Below are 22,510 nucleotides of genomic sequence, written 5' to 3'. Positions count from 1 at the left end.
TCCGGCCTGCCCGGACGGAATGAAGTCCTGCTACTAGTTGCGGTTTGCCCCGGAGGCATTGGCCACACCGGCGTGCACCTCTGCCACTTGCTCCACGGATTCGCGAAGCTCCGGGTAGTTGGCGGTGGCCGCCTTCACCGCGTTGGGTACAAGGTGCAGGTTCTTGGCGGCGAGTGCACGTTCCTCATCGCCCGGCTCCGGGACGTTCTGGCCCTTGGACAGCACCGTGATCCCCGACTCCGTTACCTTGAAACCACGGGCGCGGTCCAGGTCCGCGTCAAGCCCGATCGCCGCTCCTGCGGGTACTTTGACGTTCTTGTCGATGATGGCCCGGTTCACTACGGCCCCTTCGCCGATCTTCACCTTGTCCATCAGGACTGAGTCGATGACCCGGCTGCCGGTCGCCACAAAGACGTCGTTGGACAGAACCGAGCCTTCCACCACACCGCCGGAGATCACCACGCCGTTGGAAACGATCGAGTCGAGCGCGGTACCTACGGTGTCCTTCTCGCCGCGCACGAACTTGGCGGGCGGCGAAATGCTCTGGCGAGTGTAGATAGGCCACTCGGAGTTGTAGAGGTTGAAGACGGGCAGCGGGGAAATGAGGTCCATGTGCGCGTCATAGAAGGAGTCGATGGTCCCGACGTCGCGCCAGTACGTGCGGTCACGCTCGGTGGAGCCGGGGATGTCGTTAAGCGTGAAGTCGTACACGCCCGCTTCGCCCTTGTTGACGAAGTAGGGAATGATGTCGCCGCCCATGTCGTGCTTGGTGTCCAGGCGCTCCGCGTCTACCTGGAGGGCCTCCACCAGGGCGTCGGCGTCGAACACGTAGTTGCCCATTGATGCAAGGAACTGGGTAGGGTCTGCTGCCAGGCCCGGCGTGCTGGCAGGCTTCTCCACAAACGCTGCAATCTTCTGTGCATCGTTCTGGTCCACTTCGATCACGCCGAACTGGTTGGCCATGCTCAGGGGCTGCCGGACGGCCGCCACGGTGGCCTTGGCGCCGCTGAGGACGTGCTGCTCCACCATCTGGGCAAAGTCCATCCGGTACACGTGGTCCGCGCCAACCACCACCACGATGTCCGGGTTGGCGTCGTGGATCAGGTTAAGGGACTGGTAGATGGCGTTGGCGCTGCCGAGGAACCAGCTCTTGCCCACGCGCTGCTGGGCGGGGACTGACGCCACATAGTTCCCGAGCTGGGTGGACATGCGCCACGTTTCGGAAATGTGGCGGTCAAGGCTGTGTGACTTGTACTGCGTCAGCACCACAATCTGGAGGTAACGCGAATTCACCAGGTTGGACAGCGCAAAGTCGATGAGGCGGTAACTGCCGGCAAAGGGCACGCCAGGTTTTGCGCGGTCTGCCGTCAGTGGCATCAGTCTGTTTCCCTCGCCGCCTGCGAGGACAATGGCCAGGACTCTTTTGTTCAACGGCATTATTGGTCGCTCCTGTACGCCTTCGTAACTCCCCAAACAGTCCGGCATGCCCGGACCCCTTCACACTAGAACAGTTAAGCCGGAAGGACTACCTTGGGTATCGTGCGAATAGACATTGTGACTAAAGAGTTCCCGCCGGAGATCTATGGAGGCGCCGGGGTCCACGTGGCCGAATTGAGCAGGGTGCTTAGTAAGCACGTTGACCTGCAGGTTCGTGCCTTCGGGGCACCCCGCGACGCCGATTACCACGGTGCTGGGGTGACGTCGTATTCCGTGCCTGAAGACCTGGGCTCAGCCAATGCGGCAGTCCAGACGCTAGGGGTGGATCTTCGGATCGTGCCGGACATCGAGGGCGCCGACCTTGTCCATTCGCACACGTGGTATGCCAACATGGCCGGGCACCTGGCGTCCCTGCTCCATGGCATCCCGCACGTTCTCAGCGCCCACAGCCTTGAACCTCTCCGTCCGTGGAAAGCCGAACAGCTCGGCGGCGGCTACGCCCTGTCGTCCTGGGTGGAAAAGACCGCCTATGAGGCAGCAGCAGCCATCATTGCCGTCTCTGAAGGCATGCGCCAGGACATCCTGCGCAGCTACCCCGACGTGGACCCGGCCAAGGTCCGGGTGGTCCACAACGGCATCGACGTCGAGATGTGGCACCGTGATGAAGGCGAAGATGCAGTCCGGGCGCTGGGGATCGATCCGACGAAACCCAGCGTCGTTTTTGTCGGACGCAACACACGCCAGAAGGGCGTTCCGTACCTGCTGCGCGCCGCCGCCAAACTGCCGGCCGACGTGCAGCTGGTCCTGTGCCTGGGAGCCGCGGATACACCGGAGCTCGCAGCCGAGACGGCCCGCCTCATTGAAGAACTCCAGAGTCAGCGCACGGGCGTAGTACTGATTGAGCGTATGCTTCCCCGCAACGAACTTATCCAGGTCCTCAGCCACGCCACCGCGTTCGCCTGCCCGTCAATCTATGAGCCGCTGGGCATTGTGAACCTCGAAGCCATGGCGTGCGGCGCTGCCGTGGTTGCCAGTGCCACGGGCGGCATTCCGGAGGTTGTCCAGCACGGCGAAACGGGCCTGCTCGTGGAACTGGAACAGGTCACTGACGGCACGGGGACGCCCCTGGATCCGGAGAAGTTCGTCACCGAGTTCGCGGCTGCCCTGACCGAAGTCGTCTCCGACCCCGAACGCGCACGTGCCATGGGACAGGCAGGCCGCCTGCGCGCCGAGAAGCACTTCTCTTGGGAATCCATCACCGAAACCACCCTTGAGGTGTACCGCTCAGTCCTCGCCTGAGGCGGGTGATAAATAACGACGGCGCCGCGCCCCACGCAAGGGGAGTGGCGCCGTCGTTATTTCACCGCTTAGCCGTGCCCGGAGGACGAAGTACGGAAGGGACTCAACTCCGCGGCGTGCGCGCGGCGGCCGCGGTGCGCGCCAACAGGACCTTTTCCTCAACGGGGGACTGGCCGCTTGCGCGTTGTGCCCGAAGGTACTCCCGGGCCTCGTCCTGCCGCGCCTTTTCGGCGCCTGTGGCGATCGCGGCGCGGACGTGCTCCGGGCCGTAGCCGAAGGCGTCCACCAGGTCCAGTGCATGCGGGCGGATTTTGGTCAGTAGCCGGTTGATGTACTCACCCACAGTGCGACCGCGTTGCATGGAAAGCCTGCCGTTCATGAGGTACCAGGACAGGTTCTTCTCGATCAGCGACAGACCGAAAAGGTCCCGCAGCCACGTCAGCACAGTCTTGGTGCCTGGATCTGCGACGTCACGGAGCGCTTCGGTGAAAGCTTCCCATTGCAGCAGCTCCGCGTGTGCCTGGGCAGCATCGATGAGTTCATTCTGGTGTTGGTTGAACAAGGCGGCACCCTTGTCCTGGGGCAGCCGCCCGGCGCCCTTGAGCGCGGATCCGACGTCCGCCACCATGGTCTGGACCCTGTCGGTGAGGAGCGCGCGCTGTCCTTCCTCGTCACGGAGGGCCAGCGCCGCCTTCTGCACAGAACCGGTGTCGGCCACAAATTGGGCAACCTGCCGCAGGCCGGTGCGGTGGATGGCCGCACCTGTCGCCTGGCCTACGACGTAGCGCGCCAACACGCCAAAATCGACGTTCCGGAACTCCTTGGCGTAATCGGCAAGCAACCGTTTGGCCACGAGCTGGAGCAGCACCGTGTTGTCCCCTTCGAAGGTCGCGTACACATCGAGGTCCGCGCGGAGGGAAGCAAAGCGGTTTTCGATCAGGAAGCCGGCGCCGCCGCAGGCTTCACGGCATTCCTGCAGCGTATCCAGGGCGTGCCAGGTGCTGAGCGGCTTGAGGGCGGCTGCCAGGGTTTCCAGGTCCTGGCGGTCCTCATCGGTGTCGTGGGCGCCGGAAAACACGTCATCGAACTTCTGCAGAAGCTGCTCGTGGGCAAAGCCGGCGGCGTACGTGGTTGCCAGCCTCGTGAAGAGGCGGCGCTGATGCCGCTGGTAGTCGAGGAGGACTTCCTCGTCGGTGTGGGAGGAGGCGTTGAACTGGCGGCGTTCCGTGGCGTACTGGATGGCCGCCTTAAGCGCAATTTTCGAGGCGGCGACGGCGGCGCCGTCCAGGGAAACCCGGCCCTGGACCAGGGTGCCCAGCATGGTGAAAAACCGCCGGCCGGGGCTGGCGATCATTGATGTGTAGGTTCCGTCCGCGTCCACGTTCCCGTAGCGGTTCAGCAGGTTCGTGCGGGGAATGCGGACATTGGTGAAGTGCAGGCGCCCATTGTCTATTCCATTCAAGCCGCCCTTGACGCCGTCATCCTCGCCGCCGATTCCCGGCAGGAATTCCTTCGTTGCCGGATCACGCAGGTCAACGTAGAAGGCATGGACGCCATGATTGACGCCCTTGGTCACCAGCTGGGCAAAGACAACAGCACCGAGGCCATCGATGGCGGCATTGCCGATGTAGTCCTTCCACGCCGCGCGGAAGGGTGTGTGGACCACAAATTCCTGGGTTTGGGCGTCGTACGTGGCGGTCGTGGCGATGCTCGCCACATCCGAACCGTGGCCCGTTTCCGTCATGGCGAAGCAGCCGGGAATGTCCAGGTTCATGATGCCGGGCAGCCACTTTGCGTGGTGCTCCTCGGTGCCCAGATGCATCACCGCCGACCCGAAGAGCCCCCACTGGACGCCTGCCTTGATCTGGAGCGACGGGTCGGCCGTGACCAACTCCTCAAATCCGGCGATATTGCCCCCATGATCATCCGAACCACCAAGGGCAGCCGGGAAGGCCCGGTGCACTGCTTCGTTGTCCACGAGGAACTTCAGCTGCCCGAAGGTGCGGCTCCGGTGGTCGTTGTGCGTCAGGCCCTCCTTCTTGTGCAGCTCAGGGCTTTTGGCAAGTTGGCGCGCCTGCCGGCGGATGCTGGCCCATCTACCCAGGAGCTGTTCACCCAGGGCGGCGACGTCGACGGCGGGCTGGGCCTTTCCGTGCTGGCTGCTCGAGGGCAACGCAGACGCCCTGGTCTGCTTGGCGGGCCGCGGCCCCTTGCCTGTCGGGCGGTCCACTACTTCAGTCATGTCAATGTCCTTCGTTGGTTCTGACAGGTGGTGTTCTGACGGTGGTGCTCTCAGCTCGGCCAGTTAGGGGATTCCCGGGCTGAATGCGGATTTCATAGCGATTTGGCGGGGTCCAGCTCAGGGGCTATCCCCACGCACAGCCAGGCCGTGATCTGGCGTGCCATGGCTTCCTGGCCGGGCTTTGCCGGAGAATCGGGGGTGCTCAGCCACTGCTCCCCGGCGTTGCGGACCAGGCCGATAGCAGCCGTTGGCCAGTAGCCGATCACTGCTTCCTTGCCCTCGCCAAGATGTGCGCGCATAGGCGTGGCGATCATCTCCCCGATGGAGTCGAAAAAATGACCGAGGGCGCCGGAAATAGCTGCTGAACCGTGCAGACTGTCCGGCTCGCCACCGGATTGCCGTGTCACGAACGTGTACACATTGGGGCTGGTTTCGGCCATCTGCAGGTAGGCAGAGACCATGGCCAGCAGCCCCTCACGGGGAGTCTGGGCGTTTTGGGCGGCTTCGCCGATACGGCGTTGCATCTGGCTGAGGACAACCTCGCCCACTGCCTTCTGGAGCCCTGCCTTGTCCCCGAAATAGCGGTAGAAAACAGACTTCGACGTGCCGGCGGCGTGGGCGATCTCCTCCATGGAAGCATCACTGCCGAGGGCATGCACTGCCCGGCGCGCCGACTTGATCAGCTCCCGGCGTCGTTCTTCGCGGTGGCTCTGCCAGCGGGACGAGCGGCCGTCTTCGCTGACAATGACCGGGGATGGTGCTGCCTTCGCCTGAGGGTTGTTCACGATACCCAGCGTATCAGGTACGCTGGGTATCGGTAACAGACCACAACAGAGGAGACACCTATGTCCGTCGAAGGACAGTCCGTCGCAGGACCCCAGGAATCCAGCAGCCCGGTTGTCCCCGCAACCGTTCCAACGCCCCGAAGGGCTGTGGTGGTAGGCGGAAACCGGATCCCCTTTGCACGGTCAGGGGGCGCCTACACCAAGTCCTCGAACCAGGACATGCTGACCGCCGCCCTGGATGGCCTCATTGCCAGGTTCGGACTTCAGGAGGAGCGGATCGGCGAGGTCGCCGCCGGCGCCGTCCTCAAACACTCCCGGGATTTCAACCTGACGCGCGAGGCCGTCCTGGGCTCAGCGCTGTCCGCTGAGACACCCGCGTACGATGTCCAGCAGGCATGCGCCACAGGGCTGGAAACCGTTCTCGGCCTTGCCAACAAGATCAAGCTCGGCCAAATCGACTCCGCGATTGCCGGCGGCGTGGATTCGGCATCGGATGCGCCCATAGCCGTGAGCGAGGGGCTGCGGCAGGTACTGCTGGACCTCAACCGGGCCAAAACCCTCCCGCAGCGGTTGCAGGTGCTCAGCCGGTTGAGGCCGAAGGACCTCGCCCCCGATGCGCCCAACACGGGCGAGCCCCGTACCGGCCTCTCCATGGGCGAACACCAAGCGCTGACCACCGCCCAGTGGAACATCACGCGGGAGGCGCAGGACCAGCTTGCGTTCGCCAGCCACCGCAATCTCGCGGCTGCTTATGACGCCGGCTTTTTTGACGACCTCCTGACCCCCTACCGCGGCCTGGCGCGGGACTCCAATTTGCGGGCTGACACCACGCTGGAGAAGCTGGCCACGCTGAAACCGGTTTTCGGCAGGAACCTTGGGGCGGAAGCCACCATGACCGCGGGTAATTCGACCCCTCTGACTGACGGAGCCTCCACAGTCCTCCTCGCAGCCGAGGCCTGGGCTGATGCCCATGACCTTCCCAAACTGGCAGCGGTCGTGGACGGTGAGGCGGCCGCCGTCGACTTTGTCCATGGCAAGGACGGCCTGCTGATGGCTCCCGCGTTTGCTGTTCCGCGACTCCTGGCCCGCAACGGCCTCACCCTGGCGGACTTCGACTTCTTTGAAATCCATGAAGCCTTCGCCGGCACAGTCCTCAGCACCCTGGCAGCATGGGAGGACGAAGAGTTTGGGCGCTCCAGGCTGGGCCTTGAAGGCGCGTTCGGAACTGTCGACCGCGCCAAACTGAACGTCAACGGCTCGTCCCTCGCCGCAGGGCATCCCTTTGCCGCCACTGGAGGCCGCATCGTTGCCTCGCTGGCGAAGATGCTGCATGCCAAGGGCAGCGTTGACGGACGGCCGGCGCGTGGACTCATTTCCATCTGCGCCGCAGGTGGCCAGGGCGTTGTCGCAATTCTCGAAGCACTGTAGGGGGACCGGATGACAGACAAATACACGCAGTTCGTGAGCCACGGACTCGGCAGGAACGTCGCAAAGAAGCTGGGCCTCCCACAGCCGACGATCCTGCGGCGGTACGAGCCGGGGCAGCCACTGATCACCGGCCCGGTCCTGGTGCAAGGCAACTCTGCGGGAGCTGACGCGCTGGCGGCCAGCCTGCTCTCGTGGGACCTGGATGTCCGCAGACATGCCGTACCGCGCGAAAAACTTGGCGCCATAGTGTTGGTCCTCGATGAGCTGGACCGGCCCGACGATCTTGAACACCCAGTCCTGGCAGCGGCAGCTTCGCTCCGCGATCTCGCTCCCAGTGGCCGCGTCATCACCCTCTCCCGGCCTGCAGCCAACAGCGCGACCCCCTCACAGGCCGCGGCCAGGCAGGGCGTGGACGGCTTCTTGCGGTCGCTGGCAATGGAACTCCGTGCCGGCGCGACCGGCAACGGCATCCTGCTCGGTGATGGCGTCACCACTACCAGCCCCAGCGCCTTGGCAGCCGTGCGGTTCCTCCTCTCTGGACGCTCGGCATACGTGGACGGTCAGTTCCTGACTGTCACCTCGACGGAAGGCAGCCTGCCGGCAGATTTCGAGAAACCGTTGGCGGGCAAGGTTGCCGTTGTTACCGGTGCCGCCCGCGGAATCGGCGCATCGATTGCCCGGACCCTTCACCGCGACGGGGCAACCGTGGTCCTCGTGGATATTCCGGCGGCAGGAGACCATCTCGCCGCGGTGGCCAACGAAGTCCACGGCACGGCCCTCCAACTGGACATCAGCCGTGAGGACGCGGGCCAGCGGATCATCGAACATGCCGTGCAGCGGCACGGACGCCTGGACATCCTCATCCACAACGCCGGAATCACCAGGGACAAACTCCTGGCCAACATGGATCACGGGCGCTGGTCCGCCGTCATCAACGTCAACATTGCCGCCCAGCTCCGAATCAACGAGGCCCTCCTCGCTTCTGAACACATTCGTGATTCACCCCGCATCGTGTCGCTGGCCTCCACCAGCGGCATCGCCGGAAACCGCGGCCAAACAAACTACGCTGCTTCCAAAGGCGGAGTGATGGGCATGGTGCGAGCCTCCGCTCCGCTCCTTTCCGAGCGCGGGGGAACGATCAACGCCGTGGCACCCGGGTTCATCGAAACCGACATGACCGCCAAAGTACCTCTGGCTCTGAGGGAGGCGGGCCGCCGGCTCAACTCACTCCGGCAGGGCGGCCAGCCCACCGACGTTGCCGAAGCCATCGCCTTCCTGGCCAGCGATGCCGCCGGAGGAATCAACGGCGGCGTCCTGCGGGTCTGCGGACAGTACATGGTGGGGGCATGACCACAGTCCAGCCGGTCATCCTGGGTGAGATGCCGTCCCTCTCCAAGCTGTATGTCAATGCGGCCGCGCAGGCCGCACGCCGCCGAATACTGGGATCCCACGATGCGGCTGAACTTCCAGAGGCCAGCCACGAAGTCAGGGGAGTCACTGCCGACGTCGGCAACCTCACTGCATATCAGCACCTCATCGGCGAGACGGCCAGCGATGTCCTGCCGGCCGGCTTCATCCATGCCCTCGCCTTCCCGCTTGCCATCAGCGTGATGAACAGGGATGACTTCCCATTGCCACTGCTGGGCATGGTCCATCTCAGCAACCATGTCGAACAACGGTCCCCAGTCCTGTTCTCGGAACGGCTGGACATCACAGCTCACGTGGAGAACCTGAGGGGCCACCGTTCCGGGACGCAAGTGGACGTGGTGGTGGAGGTGCGCAGTGCCGGGACGGCCGACCTCCGGTGGCGGGGAGTCTCTACGTATCTCGCCAAAGGCGTATTCCTGCCGGGGATCGACAAACCTTCGCCTGCTGAAAGCAGGGCTGACTTCAAAGCCCCCGATCCAACGGCCTTGTGGCACCTGGGCGTTGATACCGGCAGGGCTTACGCAGCAGTCTCAGGCGACTTCAACCCGATACACCTCAGCGTGTTGTCAGCCAAAGCCCTCGGGATGCGCCGGTCCATAGCCCATGGCATGTACTTGGCGTCGAGGGCGCTGGCGGACGTTGGCGCGGTCAAGGGGGATTCATTTAGCTGGGACGTTGACTTCGAAGCGCCGGTGTTCCTGCCGGCACGCGTTGCCCTTGACATCGGCAGCGAGCAGCTTCCAGCAGGGGCGTGGCAAAAGTCCGCTTTTGTTGCCTGGAACCCGAGGTCCGGCCGCAAGTATTTCGCCGGAACCGTGGCTGCACTCTAGGGTGCTGGCCTCACGGCTCGCAGGATCCGGTGCAGGCTCAGGAGGATCGATTCGGAAGCGGTCACGGTCCTTTCGTCCGGGTCAGGCTCTGCCGGGTCCGGGCTGGCTGTGGCGGCCATGCAGGCTGCCACAGCCGCTTCCGCCGAGCTGAACAGCCGGTGCTGTGATGCGGTGTCTTCACTATGGAATGAGCGCAACAGCTCTCCGGTGGCGGTCATGGCCTCTGCCAGCGGCACGCTGTCCCTGAAGGGGACCGTATACGGTACGTCTTCCTGCCAGATGACGTCGGAGAGAACCTCCGTCATGTCCTGGATGTGGAACGTCACCCTTTCCAGCTCGCGCAGGTTGCGGTAGTCCAGGTCCACGTCCCGGGGGTGGAGCCGCCGGCGCGGGTTCGCGCGTCGGCTGGCGTCTGCTTCCTGGACTAGGTGCCTGACGGACCGGGCGGCCGTTGCAAGCTCGTCCGAACGGCGGGACCAGTCCTCATGCTCCGGGGGCCACTTCTCCTTGAGCGCTGCCCCCATGTCCGTCAGCTGTGTGCCAAGTGCCAGTCGGAGCTCGTCCAGGCTGGCGGCCGCAGCATTGAAGTGCAAGGGCGGAAACACCAGGAGGTTCACGGCGATGCCGACAGCAACGCCCACACCCATCTGGATGAGGTAGCCGAAGGAAAAATCATCAGGGTTGCTTCCGCCCACCAACAGGACCAGCAGTGCCGCCGTTGGAATCCAGTCCCTTCCCGATCCCAGCCGCGGCAGGCCCGCGAGCAGCACGCCGATGCCCATGAAGACCGCAACGCTCACCGGAGAAGGATCCGTGACATTGACCAGGAGGAACGCAAGGCCAATTCCCATGGCCAGGCCCACCAAAGTCTGGAGGCCCTGGCGTACTGAACCGGCAACGTTGTGGTACATCGAGACCAAGGCGCCCAGAGGGGCATAATACGGATACTCCGCCGCCGCTCCTGGCATGTACGGGGCGACAAAAAAGGCCAGGCCGGCAGCCAGCGCAGCCTTTGCGGCCAGCTGAAGGCGCTGCACTTCGAACGCTACACCTACGCCTTTGACCGCCCGGCGCAAGAGCCTGGTCCCGTTAGGCAGCCTGGCCGCCCGCGGCGGTTGAGTATCACCCATCCGCCCCACCTTAGGGGCAGGGTCCCGCTAGGACAAGGCAGCGGCCGCACGCCTGACCTCAGCGGCCAGGCGGTGCGCCTTACCGGGAGTACGGCCTTCCTCTGCGCGCTGCGGAATGTAGCCAAAACCAAGTCCGTAGGATGGGTCCGCGAAGCCCAGAGCCGCGTTGGCGCCTTCATGGCCAAAGGCGCGGTGGCTGCCAAAATTCCGTGACGGATGGGGCTTCATGAACACCACGGCAAAGGCGTTGTCGAGCCCCGAGGAACGGTCCAGGCCCCACACCTGTTCCTGGGACATCGCTGCCACTGTGCCAGGCGAGAGCAATGGCGGGCCGCTTTCGACGCCGGTGGTAGCCGCTGCGTACAGGCGTGCAAGCCCTTCGGCCGAACCGACCCCGCCGGCCGCGCTCATGCCGGCCTCCCGTACCGTCCGCTGGTTGGGCAGCTCCATGATGGTGCTCACGGCAGCGTTGCCATTGATTCCTTCAAGGCTCAGTGGGTCCAGCCACGGCTGCTGCGGGTCGGCGTCGTAGAGGACATCCCGGTAGCGGCTGTCCAGCTCAACCGGCAGCCCCAGGAAGAAGTCGACGCCGAACGGCTCGCGGATGCGGCTGTTGTACAGCGACTGGAGCGTACTGCCGGCCACTCGCCGGCATAGTTCCTCCATCATGATCCCGATGGTGATCGCGTGGTATCCGAAGCAGCTGCCTGGGCGCCACGCCGGCACAGTTGCCGCTAGCCGCGCGGCTGCTTCCGGCGTAGTGAACTCACCGAGGGCGAAGCCGCCCTCGACGCCCAACACCCCGGCCTGGTGGGACAAAGCCTGACGGACAAGGAGGCGGTCCTTTCCGTGCTGCCCGAATTCCGGCCAGTAGTGTGCCATGGTGCGGTCCAGATCCAGCAGACCGTCCTGGACCAGCAAGGCAATCACCATCGCGGCCACGCCCTTCGAACAGGAGTAGGCGCCCGTGATGGAATCTGACGAGATGAGAGGGCCGCCGCTGAGGTCAACTACCTTGGTGCCGTGCTGGTAGGCAGCCAGCTGCGCGCTGTAGCGCTCATCCTGGGCAAGGAGAGATTCGAACAGGTCAAAAACGCCCTCGAAACCGGGTGCGGCAAGGCCATGGGAAATCTGCATGGCCTTAGCTTAGCGGCTTAGAAAGCGCTTTCCGATGTTGACCTGGCCCCATGCCCTGGCGTCACCTTTTCATCTGGCCGCACCGGACCCGGGGGAGTACCGTTCCCGAAGGGGCGTCCGCCCAGGGATTCCCGGCTGTGGGCATCCAACCAGCCCGACAACTCCGGCCCCTGCGGCACGATGCCCGTGGGGTTGATGTCCTCGTGCACGAGGTAATAGTGCTGCTTGATCTGGACGAAATCGATCGTGTCGCCAAATCCGGGCGTCTGGAAAAGATCACGGGCATAGCCCCACAACGCCGGCATTTCGGAAAGCTTCTGGCGGTTGCACTTGAAGTGGCCGTGGTACACGGCATCGAACCGGGCCAGGGTGGTGAAGAGCCGGACGTCCGCCTCGGTAATGGTGTCTCCGACCAGGTATCGCTGGCCGGAGAGCCGCTCCTCCAGCCAGTCCAAAGCCGTCCAAAGCCGGGCGAAGGCGGCGTCGTAGGCTTCCTGCGACCCGGCAAAGCCGCAGCGGTAGACCCCGTTGTTGACCTCTGTAAAGACGCGTTTGTTGACTGCGTCAATTTCTGCCCGCAGCTCTACCGGGTACAGTTGCGGCGCGCCCGCACGGTGGAACTGCGTCCATTCGGTGGAGAAGTCGAGGGTGATCTGGGGGAAATTGTTCGTCACAACTTCACCGCTGGCGACATCCACGATCACAGGGACAGTGATGCCCCTCGGATAGTTGGGAAACCGCCGGAAATACGCGGTTTGGATACGCTCGATGCCCAAGACCGGATCAACGCCGCCTGGGTCCAGGTCGAAAGTCCAGGAACGGGCGTCATGGGTGGGTCCAGGCTGCCCAAGGGAAATGGCATCTTCGAGGCCCAGAAGCCTTCGTACGATGACAGTCCGGTTGGCCCACGGGCAGGCTCTTGCAGCGATCAGGCGGTACCGTCCCGACTCCAGGGGCCAGCCGCGATCCCCGTTGGGTCCGGGAGTGCCTTCACGGGTGATCCGGTCCTCGATGTAATTGGTATCGCGGGTGAACTCCGCACCGCCGGTAACATAGGCGCCCAACGTGCTGTGATCGTCGCCACCCTTGGGGCCGGACGTCGGCGCTGCTCCCGTTTCCTGTTTCATCCGACTACCCTATGCTCCTGCAACGAGAATCGCCGAGATAGGCTGCCAGGCCACCACCCACGAAGCCCCCACGACGGCGGCGAACAACGCAATCCAGATAAACGAGGGCACGGACGTGGAGCGATAAAGCAGATAGGCGTCGGAGCTGGCCAAGCGGTCCCTGCGGCGAAAATGCACGTGCATGAGCTTGATCACATCGCGGACTGCAGCCACTAACAGAGCCAGCCCGAGCGCGATCGCCACATGGCCGGTGAAGGCGTGCGGAACGAAAAAAACCAGCGCGGCGCCCGCCGCGGCTGCGCACACAGTGATGAGGAACCCCGCCAGGTTGCGAACGAAAAGAAGCGACAAGAGCAGGGTCAGTGAGCCTGCCGTCAGCGCGGCCGGCCCCCAGCCGTTGAAGCCGGACCAGACCAGCGCCGCCCCGGTCAGTGCCGGAACCGGGTATCCCCAGAAGCCGGACCACACGGCAGCCAACCGGCCCCTGCTGTAGCTGGTGGTTGTCCCCGAGTGATCCAGGCTGAGCCTGATCCCGCCCAGTCTTTGTCCGCTCATAAGAGCGGCAAAAGCATGGCCCAGCTCATGGGTAGCGGTGGCCAACAGGCCAAAGTATCGCCAAGTGGCCCGGGGAATCGACAATGCAGTGGCCACAAGAAGGACCACCGCCAATTCACTGAGGGAAACATCAGGGAGGGCGGTCTGGCCGAAAGCTTCAACGAGGCGCTGCCACAGTTGGCCGGGCAGGGTGTTCATCGCCTGCCCGCGGGGAGGTAGTCAGAGTGCGCCATAGCCCTCTACGGTACTAGAGGGCAGGTGGACCTGCCGGCGCCCCGGCCTGGGGCGCGCTATGAATCGAGGAATACCGTGTCCACTTTGAAGGAACGACTGCACGCTGATGTGGTGACGCACATGAAGGAGCGCAACAAGGTAGCGCTCACGACCGTGCGCAACGTACTGGGCGAGATCGAAACCCGCGAAAAGTCAGGGAAGACGCCTGTGGTGCTGGACGACGCCCAGGTGACGTCCCTGCTGCAGAAGGAAGCGGCCAAACGCCGCGACACCGCGCGGATCTATACGGAGGCAGGAGAACCTGACCGCGCTGCCGCTGAAATCGCCGAGGCGGAGGTCATCGAGGCTTACTTGCCAAAGCAGCTGACCGAAGCTGAAGTGGAAGCCATCGTTGATGGCGTCATTGCCGAGATCAGCGCCCAGGGCCAGGTGCCCGGCATGCGCCAGATGGGCGAGGTGATGAAGCCGGTCACCGCGAAGGTCGCTGGCCGCTTCGACGGAAAAGCCGTCAGCCAGATGGTCCGCAGCCGGCTCGGTTAAAACGAAAGGCACGTCCACGGTTGCCGTGGGCGCGCCTCATCGTCTCCGGGTGCGCCTGCGGTAGCGGGCGCCGGGGGTGTCCTTGTACTGCTATCAGCCTTCGCAGTCCGTGCAGTAGCTGTGTCCGTCTTTCTGCCGCGCGATCTGCGAGCGGTGCCGGACAAGGAAGCAGGAGTAGCAGGTGAACTCGTCATCGGCCTGGGGGATGACCTGGACGATCAGTTCCTCGGCAACGAATTCGCCGCCCGGAACGCCTGCGCCGTCCAGTCCATCTGCCTCATCGAGTTCCAGCACAACGCTGCGGGCGTCCGGTGCGTTCGCGGACTGGAGCGCCTCGAGCGAGTTGTCCTGCGACTCCTTGACGTCGGAGCGGAGTTCATCGTAATCGGTTGCCACTTAGGTGTTTCTCTTTTCTTTGGTTCAGTCTGTCGCGTATGCAACGTACAGCATGGCGCTGGTATTCCCCAACGGGCTAACGCTCCACTACACGTGTGGCGCGCGATATTCGATCCGAATGTGACCAACGGCATTGCTGCGGGCTACTAAAGCATGGAACCTGCAATCAGCACAAGGCCGACGGCGGCCGCAGCCGGATCGAAGTTTGCCGCCATAGAAAAAAGCCCCTGGAATCCTTGGATTCCAGGGGCTTTCCCTTCTGTGCGCGGAGGGGGACTTGAACCCCCACCCCCTTTCGAGGACTAGCACCTCAAGCTAGCGCGTCTGCCATTCCGCCACCCGCGCAGGTGGTAATTCGGACAACGTTTCCGCCTTTCAGCGTTTCGCATTTCTCCGAAGCAGCGAGAAAGACTCTACATGAACTTTCCTGGAACATGAAATCGGGCCCGATGGGTAGGCTGAAGGCACGGAAATCCGCCCAGGTTCCCAGCAGCCGCCACCTTCATGAGGAGTGCCCAATGACCCAAATCCGTCCCGAAGATGAAGTCGTCCGGATCTGCCAGGAACTCATCCGGATTGACACCTCCAATTACGGCGACGGGTCCGGACCCGGCGAACGCGCCGCAGCCGAGTACACAGCCGGCCTGATCGAGGAAGTCGGGTTGTCCGCCGAAATTTTCGAGTCGGCCCCTGGCAGGGCAAGCGTCGTCTCCAGGATGGCTGGGGAGGACCCGGGCGCAAGTGCCCTCGTGGTCCACGGCCACCTTGACGTGGTCCCCGCTATCAGGGAGCAGTGGTCGGTAGATCCGTTCGGCGCGGAGCTCAAGGACGGCCTCATCTGGGGGCGCGGCGCAGTGGACATGAAGGACATGGACGCCATGATCCTCTCCGTGCTGCGCGGGTTCGCCAGAACGGGACGGAAACCGAAGCGGGACATCATCTTCGCCTTCTTCGCTGACGAGGAGGCTGGGGGCGAATACGGGGCCCGGTACGCGGTGGACAAGCGCCCGGAACTTTTCGAAGGTGCGACGGAGGCCATCTCCGAGGTAGGCGGGTTTTCGGCAACCATTGGCGGGCAGCGCACCTACCTCCTTCAGACCGCGGAAAAGGGGATCTCCTGGCTCCGCCTCGTTGCCCACGGACGGGCCGGCCACGGTTCGCAGATCAATACTGACAACGCGATCACACGGCTGGCAGCCGCTGTGACCCGGATCGGGGAATACAAATGGCCCATTGAGCTGACTCCTACCACCCGTCAGTTCCTGGACGGCGTGACAGAACTCACGGGAGTGGAATTCGATCCGGACAACCCGGACATCCTCCTGAACCAACTCGGCACGGTGGCCCGGTTCGTGGGGGCAACACTGCAAAACACCACCAACCCGACCTTGCTGAACGGCGGCTACAAACACAACGTGATTCCGGAATCGGCCGAGGCCCTTGTTGACTGCCGCACACTGCCTGGCCAGCAGGACCACGTGCTCGAAATAGTCCGTGAGCTCGCCGGAACCGGGGTGGACGTCAGCTACGTGCACAACGATGTCTCCCTGGAGGTTCCCTTCGCGGGCAACCTGGTGGATTCCATGATTGACGCGCTGCATGCCGAAGACCCGGGAGCCAAAGTTCTGCCTTACACCCTCTCTGGAGGCACGGACAACAAGTCCCTGAGCCGCCTGGGCATCACGGGCTACGGCTTCGCGCCGCTGCAGCTTCCGGACGACCTCGACTTCACCGGCATGTTCCACGGCGTCGACGAGCGCGTCCCGGCGGATTCGCTGAAGTTCGGTGCGCGCGTACTCAACACACTCCTTACGAACTACTGAGACAGGCCCAGCATGACACCCGAGGACGTGTTGCCGGACGCCCTGCTGGAGCGGTTCAGGGGGCGCGCCGCAACCTATGACCGCGATAATGCGTTTTTCCACGAAGACCTTGAGGAGCTCGCCGCCGCCGGCTACCTTAGGCTCTTTGTCCCCGTGTCCGACGGCGGCCTGGGGCTTGGGCTGGAATCGGCGGCACAGTGCCAACGGCGGCTGGCAACGGCGGCGCCAGCCACCGCCCTGGCCGTGAACATGCACCTGGTCTGGACCGGCGTCGCACAGGTGCTCGCGGCCAGGGGCGATCAGTCCTTGGACTATGTCCTGCGGGAAGCGGCCGGAGGCGAGATCTTCGCGTTCGGGAACTCGGAGGCGGGCAACGACTCCGTGCTGTTTGATTCGCGCACGGTGGCGGCGCCGTTGCTGGATGGCGGTTACAGCTTCACGGGAACAAAGATCTTCACAAGCCTCTCACCGGCCTGGACACAGCTGGGGATCTTCGGCAAAGATACCGAGGCCCGGAACGGCGAAGGGGAGTTGGTCCACGGTTTCCTCCGCCGGGACGCCCCCGGCTACCGGATCCTGGACGACTGGGACACGCTGGGGATGCGTGCGAGCCAGTCCAACAGCACCGTGCTGGACGGCGCCGAAATCCCGCCGGACCGGATCTTCCGCAAACTGCCCGTCGGCCCCAACGCCGATCCGCTGATTTTCGCCATCTTCGCGTGTTTCGAAACGTTGCTGGCCGCCGTCTACACAGGAATCGGAGAACGGGCCCTGGATTTGGGGGTCGCAGCGGTTAAGCGGCGGACTTCGGTGAAGAACGGCGGCCGAAGCTACGCCCAGGATCCTGACATCCGCTGGAAAGTGGCAGAGGCGGCCATGGCCATGGACTGCCTCTATCCGCAGTTGGCCGTAGTGGCCCGGGATGTTGATGCCCTCGTCGACCATGGACCGCAGTGGTTCCCCAAGCTCGTGGGGCTGAAAGTCAACGCAACCGAAACTGCACGCCGTGTGGTGGACCTTGCCATCAGGGTAAGCGGCGGCTCAAGCTATTTCCGGGGCTCGGAACTGGAGCGGCTCTACCGCGACGTGCTGGCCGGCATATTCCACCCGTCGGATGACGAGTCGGCACACAACACGGTTGCCAACGCCTGGCTCGGCCCGCTCGAAGCCTGAACCGCCTCGGCAGCGAACCCCTAGACAGTCCGCTGGACCTGCATCACCCGGCGGCGGAGCCAAAAGCGCCTGCCTCCGCCCACGTACAGCTTGCTGCGCTCCAACTCCCACTTGCCGTATTCGGAATGTTCCACAAGACGGCGCCGGGCGTCAGGGAGGGAATCGTCAGGACTGACCGTCAGTACGAGGTACTCGTACTGCCTCAGATAGTCCCGTTCCCGCTGGACCGAGCTGGTGAGAAAATGTTCCTTCATTGCTCTCCATTTTCGTCCTTTTCCGGCTAACGTGAAGTCATGAGCATCGATCCGCGTGTCGCGCTTCAGTCCTTAACTTCCTCCTTGGAAGAACACCTTATAGCAGCGTCCAACCGCCGCGGTGATGGGGACCCCGCCGTAGAGGCGGCTTTTTTTGCCGTCGCGGATGCGTTCGAAGTTTATGAGGACGCCCTTTACGAGGCCTACAGCGAAGTGACGCCGCTGCAGGTTTTTGACGACGAAGAGGACGAAGACGAAGAACGGGATGTCGACGACGAAGAGGACCTGGAGATCCTCGAGGACTAAGACCCGGTCAACCGGCCGCCAGTCAGCGTTGGGCCGGTTCGGACACGTCCTCCAGGGCCCGCGAAATTTCCGGCGGTAGCGGGGAAAGCTGCGCGTCAAGGATTTCCTTGAGCTGGACAGGCGTCCGGGGGCCCACGATGGCCGAGGCCACTCCGTGCTGGGAGAGCACCCAGCTGAGTGACACGTCGAGCGGCGTGCGCCCCAGACCCTTCGCAGCCATTGAAACAGCCTCCACCACACGGGAGGCCTCCTGGCCGAGATACGGTTCCACATAGGAGGCAAGGCCAGGGTTGGCGGCCCGCGAATCGCCCGGGATGCTGCCTCTGTACTTGCCCGTCAGCACTCCACGCCCCAGCGGCCCCCACGCCAGCAGCCCCAGCCCGGCATCCTCCACCGCAGGAATCAATTCTTCTTCAGGCCTCCGCCGGAGCAGCGAATATTCTGCCTGGGCGGCGACCAGCGGGAATCCGGCGATGGCGGCGGCCTTGGCGCTCTGCCAGCCGTTGAAGTTTGAGATGCCGGCGTAACGGGCACGGCCGCTCCGTAAGGCGAACTCCAAGGCGGACAATGTCTCATCGAGGGGGACGTTGGGATCCCAGGCCTGGGCAAACCAAATATCGACGTAATCGGTGCCCAGTCGTGCGAGGCTGGCATCGAGCCCCGACAGCATCGCGTTACGCGACGTGTCCACGGTCCGCCGGCCGTCCGGCGTCGAGATTCCGGCTTTGGTGGAGATCGAGACCTCGGTGCGGGAGACGACGTCGCCCAGCAGCGAGCCGATCAGCGCCTCCGACCTGCCGTCGGAATAAGAGGCCGCCGTATCGATGTGCCGGCCGCCCGCGTCCACAAACGTCCGCAGCAATTCGGTGGCGTCCTGCTCATCGGTTTCGCCAGCCCATGACATGGTCCCGAGAGATAGGGCGGAGACTCGCAATCCACTGTTGCCGACGTAACGCTGCTGCATAGCAGCAAGCTTACGGGGAATCAGCGGGGTCCATGACGTAGGGTCTTAGCGTGAACTGGTTTGAGGCGGCCCTGCTGGGCCTAGTGCAGGGACTGACCGAATTTCTACCGATTTCATCAAGCGCGCACCTACGGATCGTCGGGCAATTCCTGCCCAACGCTGCCGATCCCGGTGCCGCATTCACCGCTATCACGCAGCTCGGTACCGAAACAGCCGTCCTCGTTTTTTTCTGGCACGACATCGTCCGCATCGTCAAGGCGTGGCTCGGCTCGCTGACCGGAAAAGTCTCGCGACAGGACCCTGACGCGCGGATGGGCTGGCTCGTGATTCTCGGCAGCCTTCCCATCATCGTCCTGGGGCTCCTGTTCCAGGACCAGATCGAATCAGTCCTGCGCAGTCTCTGGATTGTTGCAACGACCTTGATCGTGTTCGGCCTGGTACTCGCCGTGGCGGATGCCGTGGGCAAACAGGAACGGGAGCTGACCCGATTAACCTATAAGCACGGCATCCTTTTCGGTTTCGCCCAGGCAATGGCCTTGATTCCGGGCGTTTCCCGCTCCGGTGGCACTATCACCGCGGGCCTGCTCATGGGGTACACCCGTGAAGCCGCCGCCCGCTATTCGTTCCTCCTGGCCATTCCCGCAGTCTTCGGCAGCGGACTGTTCCAGCTCTACAAGACGGTATCGAAGGAAGGCATCACCGGCCCCTACGGCCTGCCGGAGACTGCCATGGCCACCGTCATCGCCTTCGTGGTGGGCTACGTCATTATTGGCTGGTTCCTGAAGTTCGTCTCGACGCGCAGCTACCGGCTCTTTGTCTGGTACCGGATCTTCCTGGGCCTTGCCCTGTATCTGCTGCTCGGTTTCAATGTGATCAGCGCCTGACAGTAGGCTTGGCCTGTGAAATCCTGGATATCCCGCCCCGTTCCTGACCTGCCCGGCCATATGCCTGCCATGAGGCTTTTTGACACTGTCCAAGGCCGGGAAGTTGAACTCCAGGGCGACGGCGACCAGTCGTTGTATGTCTGCGGGATCACGCCTTACGACGCCACACACATGGGTCACGCGGCCAGTTACGTTGCGTTTGACCTGTTGAACAGGGCCTGGCGTGATGCCGGCCAGCGCGTGGCCTACGTACAAAACGTCACCGACGTCGATGACCCGCTGCTGGAGCGGGCCACTGCCACGGGCGTCGACTGGCAGGACCTTGCCGCCAGCCAGATCGAACTTTTCCAGACGGACATGGTGGCCCTGAATGTCCTCGCGCCGGACCACTACGTCGGCGCTGTGGAATCCGTCCCGCTGATCGTTCCCGCCATTGAGCGGCTCCTCAGCAAAGGCCTCGCTTACCGCGTACCCGGCGGAGCGGGCGAGCCGGACGGCGATGTCTATTACGACGTCGAGGCGGCCGGAAAGCAGTCCGCCGCCGCCGATGCCTGGACCCTCGGTGATATCTCCGGCCTTGTGGAAACGGAGATGCTGGAACTGTTCGCCGAACGCGGCGGCGACCCCGGACGTGCCGGCAAGCGGCAGGCGCTGGACCCGCTCCTGTGGCGAGTCGCCAGAAAAGGTGAACCCAGCTGGCCCGGGGGAGAGCTCGGAGACGGACGCCCTGGCTGGCACATCGAGTGCACTGTCATCGCCCAGAAGTACCTCCCCGCCCCGTTTACGGTGCAGGGTGGGGGCTCCGACCTCATTTTCCCGCACCACGAGATGGGGGCGGGCCACGCCTACTCCCTAGCGGGCGTGCCGCTGGCCCACCACTATGCACATGCCGGCATGGTGGGGCTGGACGGCGAGAAAATGAGCAAGTCCAAAGGCAACCTGGTCCTGGTGTCGCGGCTCCGGGCCACGGGGGAGGAGCCCGCGGCCATCAGGCTGGCGATCCTGGCCCACCACTACCGGTCTGACTGGTCCTGGACCGACGCCGGTTTCGCGGAGGCGAAAGGACGGCTCTCAGCGTGGCGCAACGCACTCGAGGCTGCTCCGGAAGGTTCTGCCCTCGGGCTGATCGCGGAAATGCGTGCCGCCCTCGCAACGGATCTGGACGCGCCGGCGGCGGTTGGGGCGGTCGACCGTTGGGCCGCCGGAGCCGCTTCCGCCGCGGCAGCGGGCAGCCAGCAGGACCGTGCCCTGGTCAGTGACGCCGTCGAGGCGCTGCTCGGCGTCGTCCTTTAGACCGCCGTCCTGACGGTGCCGTCACCGGCGACGAGCACCGGAGCTCTCATCAATCCCGCCGCCGAAAACGTAGACGCCCGCCGCCTTGGCCTCGTCGATGACGGCGTGCGAGGCTTCGACCACCGCCTCGAACTCCTCCTCCGGGACCACCATCGCTTCACTGGGGAACGAGATCAGGTACTTCGTCATCAGGACTCCTCTGCTGTGGAAGTCTTACTGCTTGTCCTTGCCCCGGCGCTTCAGGTAGCGCTCAAACTCCCGGGCGATGGACTCCCCGCTGGCCTCAGGCAGATCGGCGGTGTCCTTCGCTTCCTCAAGCTGGCGCACATAGGCTGCGATCTCCGGATCTTCGGTGGCGAGCTCGTCCACGCCGCGTTCCCAGGCATCAGCTTCCTCGGCCAGTTCATGGGTGTCCAGCGGCACTTGGAGCAATTCTTCAATTCGGTGAAGGAGGGCCAGCTGAGCTTTGGGCGACGGCGCCTGGGCCACGTAGTGCGGCACGGCAGCCCACAGGGAGACGGTGGGGATCCCGGCCAGCAGCGCCACTTCGGCCAAAACTCCCACTATGCCCACGGGTCCCTCGTACTGGGATGCCTCCAGGTTCAGCCGTTCCCGCAGCGGTGCATCGTCCGAGGATGTGCTGACCGGGATGGGGCGGCTGTGGGGCACATCAGCCAACAGGGCTCCGACCAGCACAACATAGTCCACATTCAGGGCTTCCGCGTGGACCAGCAGCTCTGCCGTATAGGCACGCCACTTGTAGGACGGCTCGGTGCCCTGGACAAAGATGACGTCCACGTTGGAATCGGGCGCGCTGGCCTTGTAGATCCTGGTGGATGGCCACTTGATCTTCCGTTCGCCGGCCGCGTTGCGCCGTACCGTCGGCCGGGTGAACTGGAAGTCGTAATATTCGTCGGCGTCGATGGACGCAACTTTCTTGCCGCCCCAGAGCTTGTTCAGGTACCGCAGGGAATCGCTGGCCGCTTCCCCGGCGTCGTTCCAGCCCTCAAAGGCGGCCAGCATTACGGTGATGCGTTCACCCTCAGCCACTGGCTGCAGGAACCGCTCCGGCCCGGCCTCGGCACCCGGTTCGGTGGTGTCTCCGTCGAAGCTATTCATCCCATCACCCTACGTCCAAGAACCCGCGTCACGCATAGAATGAAGCGCCGAAAAATGATCGGCGCCGCGCCACGCCTGCCTGCGGGATGCCATGTATTCGCCGAGGGCGTAGCCCACAGCCCGCGT

Annotated in this window: 21 protein-coding genes, 1 tRNA gene and 1 pseudogene; 10 read left to right on the top strand and 13 right to left on the bottom strand. The window is 64.0% G+C overall.

What is annotated here, in order from left to right; translation table 11 throughout:
• Positions 1 to 33: 33 nt before the first annotated feature.
• Complete coding sequence (glgC, locus tag V9L18_RS16765; RefSeq protein WP_337348294.1) at positions 34 to 1,437, bottom strand: glucose-1-phosphate adenylyltransferase; 1,404 nt, start codon at positions 1,435 to 1,437, stop codon at positions 34 to 36.
• 102 nt (positions 1,438 to 1,539) lie between these two features.
• Here glgC and glgA point away from each other — a divergent pair, with 102 nt between their 5' ends.
• On the top strand, positions 1,540 to 2,736 hold the full coding sequence (glgA, locus tag V9L18_RS16760) for a glycogen synthase (RefSeq protein WP_337348293.1): 1,197 nt from the start codon (positions 1,540 to 1,542) through the stop codon (positions 2,734 to 2,736).
• Between the two features lie 103 nt (positions 2,737 to 2,839).
• On the opposite strand, the gene V9L18_RS16755 is transcribed toward glgA, so the two are convergent.
• Positions 2,840 to 4,978, bottom strand: coding sequence for an acyl-CoA dehydrogenase family protein (locus V9L18_RS16755; RefSeq protein WP_337348292.1), 2,139 nt, complete (start codon positions 4,976 to 4,978; stop codon positions 2,840 to 2,842).
• A 92-nt stretch (positions 4,979 to 5,070) separates the two neighbouring features.
• A complete protein-coding gene (locus V9L18_RS16750) occupies positions 5,071 to 5,763 on the bottom strand; it encodes a TetR/AcrR family transcriptional regulator (protein ID WP_337348291.1) in 693 nt (230 codons plus the stop codon).
• Between the two features lie 60 nt (positions 5,764 to 5,823).
• On the opposite strand from V9L18_RS16750, the gene V9L18_RS16745 reads away from it, so the two are divergent.
• Genes V9L18_RS16745 through V9L18_RS16735 form a run of 3 tightly spaced genes read left to right on the top strand, consistent with a single transcriptional unit; the run spans position 5,824 to position 9,449 of the window.
• Entirely contained in the window at positions 5,824 to 7,191 is a 1,368-nt protein-coding gene (locus tag V9L18_RS16745) for an acetyl-CoA C-acetyltransferase (protein WP_337348290.1), read from the top strand.
• A 9-nt stretch (positions 7,192 to 7,200) separates the two neighbouring features.
• Entirely contained in the window at positions 7,201 to 8,541 is a 1,341-nt protein-coding gene (locus V9L18_RS16740) for a 3-oxoacyl-ACP reductase (protein ID WP_337348289.1), read from the top strand.
• Positions 8,538 to 9,449, top strand: a complete 912-nt coding sequence (locus V9L18_RS16735; RefSeq protein ID WP_337348288.1) for a MaoC family dehydratase — start codon at positions 8,538 to 8,540, stop codon at positions 9,447 to 9,449. The genes V9L18_RS16740 and V9L18_RS16735 overlap by 4 nt, the downstream gene beginning before the upstream one ends.
• On the opposite strand, the gene V9L18_RS16730 is transcribed toward V9L18_RS16735, so the two are convergent.
• Genes V9L18_RS16730 through V9L18_RS16715 form a run of 4 tightly spaced genes read right to left on the bottom strand, consistent with a single transcriptional unit; the run spans position 9,446 to position 13,596 of the window.
• Positions 9,446 to 10,579 (bottom strand): FUSC family protein, encoded by a 1,134-nt coding sequence (locus V9L18_RS16730; RefSeq protein WP_337348287.1) that lies wholly within the window; start codon positions 10,577 to 10,579, stop codon positions 9,446 to 9,448. The genes V9L18_RS16735 and V9L18_RS16730 overlap by 4 nt on opposite strands.
• 27 nt (positions 10,580 to 10,606) lie before the next feature.
• Positions 10,607 to 11,716 (bottom strand): serine hydrolase domain-containing protein, encoded by a 1,110-nt coding sequence (locus V9L18_RS16725; RefSeq protein WP_337348286.1) that lies wholly within the window; start codon positions 11,714 to 11,716, stop codon positions 10,607 to 10,609.
• Positions 11,717 to 11,733: 17 nt separating this feature from the next.
• The gene (locus V9L18_RS16720; RefSeq protein ID WP_337348285.1) at positions 11,734 to 12,843 is read right to left on the bottom strand and encodes a glutathione S-transferase family protein; all 1,110 of its coding nucleotides are present in this window, start codon (positions 12,841 to 12,843) and stop codon (positions 11,734 to 11,736) included.
• Positions 12,844 to 12,852: 9 nt separating this feature from the next.
• Positions 12,853 to 13,596, bottom strand: a complete 744-nt coding sequence (locus V9L18_RS16715; protein ID WP_337348284.1) for a M50 family metallopeptidase — start codon at positions 13,594 to 13,596, stop codon at positions 12,853 to 12,855.
• A 111-nt stretch (positions 13,597 to 13,707) separates the two neighbouring features.
• Between V9L18_RS16715 and V9L18_RS16710 the strand changes: the two genes are divergently transcribed.
• Positions 13,708 to 14,172 (top strand): GatB/YqeY domain-containing protein, encoded by a 465-nt coding sequence (locus V9L18_RS16710; protein WP_337348283.1) that lies wholly within the window; start codon positions 13,708 to 13,710, stop codon positions 14,170 to 14,172.
• Positions 14,173 to 14,265: 93 nt separating this feature from the next.
• On the opposite strand, the gene V9L18_RS16705 is transcribed toward V9L18_RS16710, so the two are convergent.
• Both V9L18_RS16705 and V9L18_RS16700 read right to left on the bottom strand, forming a co-directional pair.
• Positions 14,266 to 14,568, bottom strand: a complete 303-nt coding sequence (locus V9L18_RS16705) for a DUF4193 domain-containing protein (RefSeq protein WP_131132986.1) — start codon at positions 14,566 to 14,568, stop codon at positions 14,266 to 14,268.
• 262 nt (positions 14,569 to 14,830) lie between these two features.
• A tRNA-Leu gene (locus V9L18_RS16700) sits at positions 14,831 to 14,913 on the bottom strand.
• Positions 14,914 to 15,086: 173 nt separating this feature from the next.
• Between V9L18_RS16700 and V9L18_RS16695 the strand changes: the two genes are divergently transcribed.
• On the top strand, positions 15,087 to 16,391 hold the full coding sequence (locus V9L18_RS16695) for a M20/M25/M40 family metallo-hydrolase (protein ID WP_337348282.1): 1,305 nt from the start codon (positions 15,087 to 15,089) through the stop codon (positions 16,389 to 16,391).
• A 12-nt stretch (positions 16,392 to 16,403) separates the two neighbouring features.
• Complete coding sequence (locus V9L18_RS16690; RefSeq protein WP_337348281.1) at positions 16,404 to 17,564, top strand: acyl-CoA dehydrogenase family protein; 1,161 nt, start codon at positions 16,404 to 16,406, stop codon at positions 17,562 to 17,564.
• Between the two features lie 20 nt (positions 17,565 to 17,584).
• On the opposite strand, the gene V9L18_RS16685 is transcribed toward V9L18_RS16690, so the two are convergent.
• Complete coding sequence (locus V9L18_RS16685; protein ID WP_337348280.1) at positions 17,585 to 17,818, bottom strand: DUF5703 family protein; 234 nt, start codon at positions 17,816 to 17,818, stop codon at positions 17,585 to 17,587.
• Positions 17,819 to 17,857: 39 nt separating this feature from the next.
• Here V9L18_RS16685 and V9L18_RS16680 point away from each other — a divergent pair, with 39 nt between their 5' ends.
• Complete coding sequence (locus V9L18_RS16680) at positions 17,858 to 18,124, top strand: hypothetical protein (protein WP_337348279.1); 267 nt, start codon at positions 17,858 to 17,860, stop codon at positions 18,122 to 18,124.
• Between the two features lie 22 nt (positions 18,125 to 18,146).
• Here V9L18_RS16680 and V9L18_RS16675 read toward each other — a convergent pair whose 3' ends face one another.
• Positions 18,147 to 19,088 (bottom strand): aldo/keto reductase, encoded by a 942-nt coding sequence (locus V9L18_RS16675; protein ID WP_337348278.1) that lies wholly within the window; start codon positions 19,086 to 19,088, stop codon positions 18,147 to 18,149.
• A gap of 50 nt (positions 19,089 to 19,138) precedes the next feature.
• On the opposite strand from V9L18_RS16675, the gene V9L18_RS16670 reads away from it, so the two are divergent.
• Positions 19,139 to 19,972: an undecaprenyl-diphosphate phosphatase gene (locus V9L18_RS16670; protein ID WP_337348277.1), complete on the top strand. Its 834-nt coding sequence runs from the start codon at positions 19,139 to 19,141 to the stop codon at positions 19,970 to 19,972.
• A 15-nt stretch (positions 19,973 to 19,987) separates the two neighbouring features.
• On the top strand, positions 19,988 to 21,265 hold the full coding sequence (gene mshC / locus V9L18_RS16665) for a cysteine--1-D-myo-inosityl 2-amino-2-deoxy-alpha-D-glucopyranoside ligase (RefSeq protein ID WP_337348276.1): 1,278 nt from the start codon (positions 19,988 to 19,990) through the stop codon (positions 21,263 to 21,265).
• Between the two features lie 11 nt (positions 21,266 to 21,276).
• Here mshC and V9L18_RS16660 read toward each other — a convergent pair.
• Both V9L18_RS16660 and V9L18_RS16655 read right to left on the bottom strand, forming a co-directional pair.
• Positions 21,277 to 21,454: pseudogene (locus V9L18_RS16660) on the bottom strand (transcription initiation protein); the annotation flags it as partial.
• Positions 21,455 to 21,478: 24 nt separating this feature from the next.
• Positions 21,479 to 22,384: a PAC2 family protein gene (locus V9L18_RS16655; RefSeq protein WP_337348275.1), complete on the bottom strand. Its 906-nt coding sequence runs from the start codon at positions 22,382 to 22,384 to the stop codon at positions 21,479 to 21,481.
• Positions 22,385 to 22,510: the final 126 nt, after the last annotated feature.

Origin of the sequence: Pseudarthrobacter sp. CCNWLW217 (assembly GCF_037203985.1) — a bacterium.
Classification (GTDB): domain Bacteria; phylum Actinomycetota; class Actinomycetes; order Actinomycetales; family Micrococcaceae; genus Arthrobacter.
This window is presented reverse-complemented; position numbering and strand designations above follow the sequence as displayed.

Bases quoted from the DNA above. Each gene is read 5' to 3' on its own strand.
- glgC (WP_337348294.1), bottom strand. From the start codon at position 1,437: ATGCCGTTGAACAAAAGAGTCCTGGCCATTGTCCTCGCAGGCGGCGAG.
- V9L18_RS16755 (WP_337348292.1), bottom strand. From the start codon at position 4,978: ATGACTGAAGTAGTGGACCGCCCGACAGGCAAGGGGCCGCGGCCCGCC.
- V9L18_RS16745 (WP_337348290.1), top strand. From the start codon at position 5,824: ATGTCCGTCGAAGGACAGTCCGTCGCAGGACCCCAGGAATCCAGCAGC.
- V9L18_RS16740 (WP_337348289.1), top strand. From the start codon at position 7,201: ATGACAGACAAATACACGCAGTTCGTGAGCCACGGACTCGGCAGGAAC.
- V9L18_RS16735 (WP_337348288.1), top strand. From the start codon at position 8,538: ATGACCACAGTCCAGCCGGTCATCCTGGGTGAGATGCCGTCCCTCTCC.
- V9L18_RS16730 (WP_337348287.1), bottom strand. From the start codon at position 10,579: ATGGGTGATACTCAACCGCCGCGGGCGGCCAGGCTGCCTAACGGGACC.
- V9L18_RS16725 (WP_337348286.1), bottom strand. From the start codon at position 11,716: ATGCAGATTTCCCATGGCCTTGCCGCACCCGGTTTCGAGGGCGTTTTT.
- V9L18_RS16720 (WP_337348285.1), bottom strand. From the start codon at position 12,843: ATGAAACAGGAAACGGGAGCAGCGCCGACGTCCGGCCCCAAGGGTGGC.
- V9L18_RS16715 (WP_337348284.1), bottom strand. From the start codon at position 13,596: ATGAACACCCTGCCCGGCCAACTGTGGCAGCGCCTCGTTGAAGCTTTC.
- V9L18_RS16695 (WP_337348282.1), top strand. From the start codon at position 15,087: ATGACCCAAATCCGTCCCGAAGATGAAGTCGTCCGGATCTGCCAGGAA.
- V9L18_RS16690 (WP_337348281.1), top strand. From the start codon at position 16,404: ATGACACCCGAGGACGTGTTGCCGGACGCCCTGCTGGAGCGGTTCAGG.
- V9L18_RS16685 (WP_337348280.1), bottom strand. From the start codon at position 17,818: ATGAAGGAACATTTTCTCACCAGCTCGGTCCAGCGGGAACGGGACTAT.
- V9L18_RS16680 (WP_337348279.1), top strand. From the start codon at position 17,858: ATGAGCATCGATCCGCGTGTCGCGCTTCAGTCCTTAACTTCCTCCTTG.
- V9L18_RS16675 (WP_337348278.1), bottom strand. From the start codon at position 19,088: ATGCAGCAGCGTTACGTCGGCAACAGTGGATTGCGAGTCTCCGCCCTA.
- V9L18_RS16655 (WP_337348275.1), bottom strand. From the start codon at position 22,384: ATGAATAGCTTCGACGGAGACACCACCGAACCGGGTGCCGAGGCCGGG.